This window comes from Pseudokineococcus marinus, from assembly GCF_013004605.1.
In the GTDB taxonomy this organism is placed as follows: domain Bacteria; phylum Actinomycetota; class Actinomycetes; order Actinomycetales; family Quadrisphaeraceae; genus Pseudokineococcus; species Pseudokineococcus marinus.
On the sequence record NZ_JABEMA010000341.1, the window covers coordinates 1 to 3,013 of the forward strand.

At 79.1% G+C, this 3,013-nt stretch carries 3 protein-coding genes; 1 reads left to right on the forward strand and 2 read right to left on the reverse strand.

Translation table 11 applies throughout. The features are described from left to right. On the reverse strand, nt 1-868 hold an 868-nt coding region (locus HLB09_RS15060; protein WP_171204145.1), incomplete at its 3' end, for an HAD family hydrolase. A 191-nt stretch (nt 869-1,059) separates the two neighbouring features. On the opposite strand from HLB09_RS15060, the gene HLB09_RS15065 reads away from it, so the two are divergent. Then, complete coding sequence (locus HLB09_RS15065) at nt 1,060-2,448, forward strand: hypothetical protein (RefSeq protein WP_171204146.1); 1,389 nt, start codon at nt 1,060-1,062, stop codon at nt 2,446-2,448. A gap of 88 nt (nt 2,449-2,536) precedes the next feature. On the opposite strand, the gene HLB09_RS15070 is transcribed toward HLB09_RS15065, so the two are convergent. Then, nucleotides 2,537-3,013 (reverse strand): sulfurtransferase (locus HLB09_RS15070; RefSeq protein WP_281359471.1); only part of this gene is annotated, 477 nt, incomplete at its 5' end.

Below are 3,013 nucleotides of genomic sequence, written 5' to 3' on the forward strand. Positions count from 1 at the left end.
CGCCGCTCGACCCCTGCACGCGCACGGCCGCCGCACCGGCGGCGTCGGCGCGCGCCAGCGCCCAGAGGCCGTAGGCCACGACCACCGCGCCGAGGGCGCCCGTGGCGGCAGGGGCGAGGTCGGCGTCCGCGTCGCTCGCCGCCAGGAGCAGGCGCGCCCGTCGCGAGGAGCCGGCGAGCAGCGACGACACGCCCCCGGTGGCGGGCGAGGCTCGGTCGAGCGCGCGCTCGTAGCGTGTCAGCGACCCGGCCGGCGCCCAGCTCGCCCGGACACCGGAGAGCCGCGCCATCACCACGTCGGACCGGTGGTTGTCGCCCGAGTGCCGCCAGGTGCCGGGTCGCCCTCCGAGGTCGGCGACGACGGCTGCGTAGGCCGCCCCTTCGCCCTTCTCGGCCCCCAGTTCGCTCGACGTCCAGACCAGGTCGCGCTCGTCGAGGACGCCGGCGCGGGCGAGCAGCCGGCGCAGCTGGTCGGTCGTCAGCGGCGTGTCGGACAGGAAGCCCACCTGCGCCCCCCGGTCCCGCTCGCGGGCCAGGCGCGAGGCCGTGCCGGGCACCTGCCGCGTCAGGAGTACCTCGGCGTCGACCTCCGCCTCGACGAGCACCGGTGCGACGTCCGGGTCCAGTCCCAGCAGCGCGACGAGCTCGCGGGCGACGTCGTCGAGCGTGCGACCCGGCCCGACCCGCCGCCGGGCGAGGTGCTCGGCGCGCTCGCGGGCCTCGACGTACTGCTCCGGGGGCGTGCTCACGACACCGGCGCGCCGCAGCCGCTCGGCGACGACGTAGCCGACCTGCCGCGGCTCACCGAGGGCGCGCGTGATGGCGGTGTCGAAGCAGTCGACGGTGACGAGGTGCGTGGGCGACGGCACTGACCATCTCCTCCGGGGGCGGGTGCTGCGTGGTGGTGCCGATCGTGGCGCAGACGGGGCCCCCGCCGGGAGGACACGGGGTGGACGGCCGGTGACGGCATCCGTACGGGCGCACGCCGCGCTCACCCGGTCGGGCGTCGGTGGCGTCGTCGGGGCCGGTGGCGGGCGCTCATGGCCTAGCGTCACTCGTCGTGAGCGCGGTCGGGGGGGTGGACGAGGACGCCGTCACGCAGCGTCCCCGAGGGGGTGCCACCGCTGCGGACGCCGCCGCGGCGCCGACGGGCTCCGGGGAGGACCTGCGCGCCACGCGCCGGCAGGTCCTGGCCCGCGCGCTGCTGCCCCGCTCGCGCGAGATGCTGCTCAAGCTGCCCCTCGTGCCGCTCGGCGCGGCCGTCGCCCTGGTGGCCGCGGGGCGCGTGCCCGGCCCGGCGGCGATCGTCCAGCTCGTCGTGCTGTGGGTCGTCGTGGAGCCCCTGGCGTACCAGGCCCGCTACCAGCTCAACGACCTGCGCGACCGCGCCGCCGACGCGGCCCATCCCGAGCGCGACCACCGCGGTCGCCTCACGTTCCCCTGGACGCCCGCGCGCGCGGCGGTGGTGTGGGGCAGCCTCGGGGCCCGCGTCGCCGCGGCCGTCGCCCTCGCGGTGCTGCTCCCCGGCTCCGCCGGCGAGGCGGCGACGGGCTTCCTGGTCCTCCTCGTCCTCGTCTCGGGCGCCTACGAGCTCGCCCGTGAGCGCGTCCGCCGGGCGGGCCCCGTCGCGCCCGACGGCGTGGCCGCCCGGCGCCTCGGGCTCCCCGTCCTGGCGTGCGTGCCGCTGGGGTACGGCCTGCGCGTGTGGACCGGGTACCACGCCGCCGCCGGCGGTGAGCTGCCCCCGGTGCTCGGGATCCTCCTCGTGGCCACGGTCCTCGCCACCTACACCGCCTGCGTGCTCCTCGCCTGGGCGCTCGAGGCGACGACCTTCCTGGGGGAGCGGGGCGCCCCGCCGGCGGAGGGGCTCGGGCGCCGCGCCCACGTGGCCCTGCTGCTCGCCCACGCCGGCCTGCTGAGCGCCGAGGGCCGCTCGCCCCGCCCCGTCCCGGGCCGCGCCCTGGTCGTCGCCCGCGACCGACCCGCCGGGTCCGCCCTCGACGTGCGGGCCTGGGACGTCGCCGGCGCCGTCGCGGTCGTGGGCGCCTACCTCCTGGCGGGCGCCGGCACCGGGGCCGACGGCGCGGTCCGGGCGGTCCTCGTCGCGGCGGGCCTCCTCAGTGCGGCCGCGCCGTCGCTGGTGCACCTGCGCAGCCGTCCCGGCTCCGGGCCCTGGGACGGGCGGGCGCCGTGGCTCGCGCCGGGGTCGCTGGCCGTCGTCGTCGCGCTGGAGTGGCTCCTGCTCGCCGGAGCGATGGTGGCGGTGCTGGTGCTGGCTCCGGCGCAGGCGCGGCTGCTCTGGGTGCCGGCCTTCGTCCTCTTCCAGGTCGGCTCGACGCGGACGAGCTCCTACGAGCGGGGCTTCGGTCCGTTGTCGACCGTCCGGCGCCCGCTGGCGTGGCTCCGGCGACGCCGCGGCCAGCGCGGTCCCGGCGCCGCGACGGGCTGACGGGGGAGGAGCCCGAGGCCGTGCGGGGGGCGGGCCGTCACGGTGAATGTCATAACGCTCATTATCGGCGGTCGGTCGAGAGCTGCCGTCAGGGCTGCGGTCCCACCGCCACGGGCCGCGCCGGGTCGCTCGACCACGCCGACCACGAGCCGGCGAAAAGCACCGGGCGGCAGCCGGCGAGCTCCAGGGCCAGCGCCTCGTGCGCGGCGGTGACGCCGGAGCCGCACGAGACGCCGACCTCCACGCCCGGTCCGACGCCCAGCGCGGCGAAGCGCCGGGACAGCTCGTGGGCGTCGCGGAACCGCCCGTCGGCGTCGAGGTTGTCCGCGGTGGGCGCGCTGAGGGCGCCCGGCACGTGACCGGCCCGCGGGTCGACCGGCTCGACCTCGCCCGTGTAGCGCTCGTGCGCGCGGGCGTCGAGCAGGCGGCCGCGCGCGGCCAGCTCCGCGGCGCCGTCGGCGTCCACCACGGGCAGGTGCCCGGCGGCCAGGTCGACGTCACCGGGCACCGGCGCCTCGGGGTCGCCGGACGCGGTGGGCAGGCCGGCGGCGCGCCAGGCGGCCAG